The organism is Pauljensenia hongkongensis (genome assembly GCF_001746855.1).
Classification (GTDB): Bacteria; Actinomycetota; Actinomycetes; order Actinomycetales; family Actinomycetaceae; genus Pauljensenia; species Pauljensenia hongkongensis.
Map to the genome: position 1 here is coordinate 1,913,690 of NZ_CP017298.1, position 4,846 is coordinate 1,918,535.

3 protein-coding genes are annotated in these 4,846 nt (G+C 73.7%); 2 read left to right on the forward strand and 1 reads right to left on the reverse strand.

From position 1 onward, the window contains the following. Positions 1–139 precede the first annotated feature (139 nt). Positions 140–1,837 (reverse strand): hypothetical protein, encoded by a 1,698-nt coding sequence (locus tag BH719_RS07955; RefSeq protein WP_245683280.1) that lies wholly within the window; start codon positions 1,835–1,837, stop codon positions 140–142. A 70-nt stretch (positions 1,838–1,907) separates the two neighbouring features. Here BH719_RS07955 and thrC point away from each other — a divergent pair, with 70 nt between their 5' ends. Continuing rightward, positions 1,908–3,401, forward strand: coding sequence for a threonine synthase (gene thrC / locus BH719_RS07960; RefSeq protein ID WP_009744314.1), 1,494 nt, complete (start codon positions 1,908–1,910; stop codon positions 3,399–3,401). Between the two features lie 135 nt (positions 3,402–3,536). Continuing rightward, positions 3,537–4,846, forward strand: a 1,310-nt coding sequence (gene cysS / locus BH719_RS07965; protein ID WP_009744315.1) for a cysteine--tRNA ligase, incomplete at its 3' end; no start/stop codon positions are given.

The window sequence follows — 4,846 nt, forward strand, 5'->3', positions numbered from 1 at the left end:
GCCCGCCGGCGCCTCGGCCCTTCGGCGTCCGCCCGCCGGCTCCCGGTTCCCCTCCGCCCAGGGAGCGCATGGGCGGCCCCGTCCCCGATGCGGCGAGCCGGACCGGTTCCCCTCCGCCCGGGAGCGCGCCGGCCCGCGCCTACGCGTCCTTCGGGGTGAGGGCCACGATGCCCGTCGCGTCGATCCCGACGATGAGGTCGTCGTACACCCACGTCGGCGTTGCCATGCCCGAGAGCTCCTCCGACCCGACGACGCCCCCTGCGGACATGTCGATCAGCGCCTTCTTCCTGTCCGGGTCCACTCCCTGCTGGACGAAGAGCACGGAGTCGCCCTCTCCGGCGACCGCGTGCGAGAAGACCAGGGTGCACGCCCCCGAGGAGCCGTTGGCCAGCCCGGCCTCCTTCTCGACAGCGGCCGCGACGGGCTTGCGGTCCTCTGAGGGCGCGAAGTTCACGGTCGTGCAGTCCTTCCCGTCCATCCACACCGTGCCGTCGGACCACGGGGCCCTGCCGGTCGTGAGGAAGCGCTTGACCCCGTCGACCGTGGGGCGCCCGTCCCCGGCGGTGACCGTCCTGGTCGTGGAGCCGGATCCCACGGGCTCGGTGACGGGGAAGGTCCCGCTCTGTTCCCCCTCGGGCGAGAACGCGACGGCCTCTTTGGTGTTGACGTCCACCAGGACCCACCCGTCGGAGGCCCCGTAGGCGGTGCGCACGGCGTACGCGCCCTTGGCGGGCGCCGGCGCTATGGTGCGGACCTCCCCGGTGGTGGCGCGCAGGACGGACGCCTCCCCCTGGGGGTCGTTCGAGATGAGCAGCCACGTGTCGTCCTCGGGGCCCGCCCGCAGGACGCTCCTGTCCCACAGCTGCGTGCGGTAGTCGGGCTGCTCGGCGATCACCCGCCACTGGCGCTCCCAGACGGCCTCCGAGCGCGTCCACCCCGAGCAGGTCTCCTTCCCCGTGCACGTCACCAGGACGCCGCTGGCGTAGGCGAGGGTGTCGTCCCTGCCCCAGGGCGCCTCGGACGCGCTCCCGGTCGCCAAGTCGATGACGGCGCCCGGCATGACGAGCTCGTCGCCCACGACCAAGGGGGAGGCGTCGCTCATCAGATCCGTGTCGCGCGGGTTCGTGGTCCACAGGGTCACGGGCTGCGCCCCCGAGGCGTCGATCGCGGTGACCCGGGCGGCCAGGTCCTCCCCCGAGTCCACGGCGATCACGGTGCTCCCATACCGCAGGACCCGCCCGCGGGGGCGCGTGTTCCCCTCGCCGGGGGCGTCGATGCGCCACGCGACGTCCACGCCCCGCGCCCACGCGGCCGCGGGGTGCCCGGAGTCCTGCGCCCAGCCCGTGTACCCCTGCTCGCGGGGCGGCTCCGCAGTGGGGGCGGAACGGCCGAGCACGTACGCGGCGACGACGGCGAGGGCGATCGCCGCTGCCGCGTACGCTTTCACCTTCCCCATGCCCAGTCGGGCCCGGCTCCCGGCCGAGCGCGCCCCGGCGCCCGACTGCGCCGTCCCAGTCGACCGCCGACGGTTCGGCGCTGCGGGCCCCGTCCCCCGTCCCCCCAGTTCGGCGCGGGCGGTGTACCCGGGCTGGGGCCCGAAGGGGGCCGCCTCCGACGAGGCCTGCGCCGACGAGGCGGACCCCGCGGCCGATGGGGCGGGTCCCTTCCCCGCGGATCCGGCGCGGGCGGTGTACCCGGGCTGCGGCTCGAACGGGGGCGCCGCCAGATCCTTGCCGGGGCCGTAGGGGAACCTCGCGTCGCCCCCGCCGTCGGAGCCGGAGGGATCCTTGGGGGCGCCACCGGCATAGGGGGACCACTGGTCGTCGGATGAAGCCATGCCATACAGTATGCCCGCCGGGGGCCCGGTCCACATGGCCTGGGCGTCCCCCGCCCGATAGGATCGACGCGTGCGCTACACCTCCACACGGCAGACGACCGGATCCCCGCGTCCTTTCAGCGACATCCTCCTCGAGGGGCTCGCCCCCGACGGGGGGCTCTACGTGCCCGAGCGCTACCCGCGCCTGAGCGCCGACGACCTCGAGGCGCTGCGCCGGGTTCTCGACCAGCAGGGCTACGCCGCCCTGGCCGCCCGGATCCTCGCGATGTACATCGACGACATCCCGGAGGAGGACATCGCGGCCATGGCCTCGCGCGCCTACAGCGCCCCCGCCTTCTCCGACCCCGCGATCGTCCCCGTCACCGCGCTGGAGGGCGCCGGATTCGACCTGCGCCTCGCGCACCTGTCCCTGGGGCCCACCGCGGCCTTCAAGGACATGGCGATGCAGCTGCTCGGCGAGCTCTTCGAGCACGAGCTCCGCCGCCGCGGCCAATGGCTCACCATCGTGGGCGCCACCTCGGGCGACACCGGATCCTCGGCCGAGTACGCGCTGCGGGGCAGGGACGGCCTCAGCGTCGTCATGCTCACCCCCGCCGGGCGGATGACCGCCTTCCAAAGGGCGCAGATGTTCTCCCTGCTGGACGACAACATCGTCAACGTCGCAGTGGACGGCGTCTTCGACGACTGCCAGGACCTGGTCAAGGCGGTGAACATGGACGCCGCCTTCAAGGCCCGCTGGCACTTGGGCGCCGTCAACTCGATCAACTGGGCGCGCCTGCTCGCCCAGGTGGTCTACTACGTCGCGACCTGGTTGCGCGCCACGGAGGGCCCCGGCGGGGGCTCCCCCTGCACCCATCCGGGCACGGGGGCGCCCGAGCGCGTGAGCGTGGTCGTCCCCACCGGGAACTTCGGCAACGTGTGCGCGGCCCACATCGCGCGGCAGATGGGCGTGCCCCTGGACGCCCTGGTGGTCGCCACCAACGAGAACGACGTCCTCGACGAGTTCTTCCGCACAGGCGTCTACCGGCCCCGCTCCAGCGACCAGACCCTGGCCACCTCCTCGCCGTCGATGGACATCTCGAAGGCGTCGAACTTCGAGCGCTTCGTCCACGACCTGCTGGGCCGCGACGGCGCGCGCACAGCGGATCTCTTCGGGACCGCCCTGGTCCGCAACGGGTGCTTCGACCTGTCGGGCACGCCGGAGTTCCAGGCGATGCGCGAAACCTACGGGTTCGTGTCCACCTCCTCCACGCACGCGGACCGCCTCGCCGAGATCGCGCGCACTGAGGCCGAGTCCGGGTACCTCATCGACCCGCACACCGCCGACGGCGTCCACGCGGCGCGCGAGCTCGCCTCGCGGGGCGAACTGGCGGGCACGGTCGTCGTCATGGAGACCGCGCTGCCCGTCAAGTTCGCCGACACGATCATGGAGGCCACCGGCCACCTGCCCCCCGTTCCCGGGCGTTTCGCCGGGATCGAGGCGGGCGGGCAGCGGGTGGTGCCCATGGCGAACTCCGTTGACGCCCTCAAGGAGCTGATCGCCCAGCGCGCGGGCGGGCGCTGACCCCCCGCCGGGCGGCCTTCTGCCGGGCGGCCCCGACGGCTGCGGCGCGCGGGTCCGCCCCCCACGGCCCCGTTACCGAGTCCCAGCGGCGGGGCTCCCGCGTGGGCTGCCCGCGGGCGCGGGTAGGATACAGCCATGCGCCTGTACGACTCGAAGACCGCCAGTGTCCGCCCCCTAGAGCCCGTCGTCCCGGGGGAAGTGGGCATCTACCTGTGCGGCGCCACCGTGCAGGGATCCCCCCACGTCGGCCACCTGCGCGCCGCCGTCTCCTTCGACACCCTGATCCGCTGGCTGCGCCGCAGCGGCTACGAGGTCACGTACGTGCGTAACGTCACCGACATCGACGACAAGATCCTGACCAAGTCCGCCCAGGCCGGCTGGGACTGGTGGGCGTGGGCCTACCGCTACGAACGCGAGTTCACGAGCGCCTACGACGCCCTCGGCGTCCAGGCCCCCACCTACGAGCCGCGCGCCACCGGCCACATCCCCGACCAGATCGACCTGGTGCGCCGTCTCGTCGAGCGCGGCCACGCCTACGACGACGGCGCGGGCAACGTCTACTTCGACGTCCACTCCCAGCCCGACTACGGCTCCCTCACCCGCCAGCGCCTCGCCGACATGCGCACCACGGAGGACGAGGCGCAGATCGACGCCGCCGTCGAGGCCGGCAAGCGCGACCCCCGCGACTTCGCCCTGTGGAAGGCCACGAAGCCCGGCGAGCCGGCCACTGCCTCGTGGGACTCGCCGTGGGGGAGGGGGAGGCCAGGATGGCACCTGGAGTGCTCCGCCATGTCGAGGCGCTACCTGGGCGACGAGTTCGACATCCACGGCGGGGGCATCGACCTGCGCTTCCCCCACCACGAGAACGAGCAGGCCCAGTCCCACGGCGCCGGATGGGCCTTCGCGCGCATGTGGGTGCACAACGCGTGGGTCACCACCAAGGGCGAGAAGATGTCCAAGTCCCTGGGCAACGTCCTCTCCCTGGAGGCCCTCACGCGCGACCACCCCGCTGTGGCCGTGCGGTGGGCGCTGTCCACCGTCCACCACCGCTCCGCGATCGAATGGGGCCCCGAGACCCTGGACAACGCCGCCTCCGCGTGGGCCAGGTTCAGCGGTTTCGTGTCGCGCGCCATCGAGGCGGTCGGCGAGGCGGGGGCCGAGGAGGTCGCGATCCCCGCCGACGGGCTCCCCGCGGCCTTCCGCGAGGCGATGGACGACGACCTCAACGTCGCCGGGGCGCTCGCGGTCGCCCACGAGCACCTCAAGGCCGGCAACGTCGCCCTCGGCTCCGGGGACGCGGAGGCGGTCCGCCGCGAGCAGGTGCTCGTGCGCTCCATGCTGGACGTGCTGGGCCTGGACCCCGCCTCGCCGCAATGGCGCGGCCAGGCCGGCATCGGCGGCGGCGCCGGGGCGGGCGAGCGCGCGGCGCTGGACGCCCTGGTGCG

Coding starts and splice junctions, on each gene's coding strand:
- BH719_RS07955 (WP_245683280.1), bottom strand. CDS start 1,837: ATGGCTTCATCCGACGACCAGTGGTCCCCCTATGCCGGTGGCGCCCCC.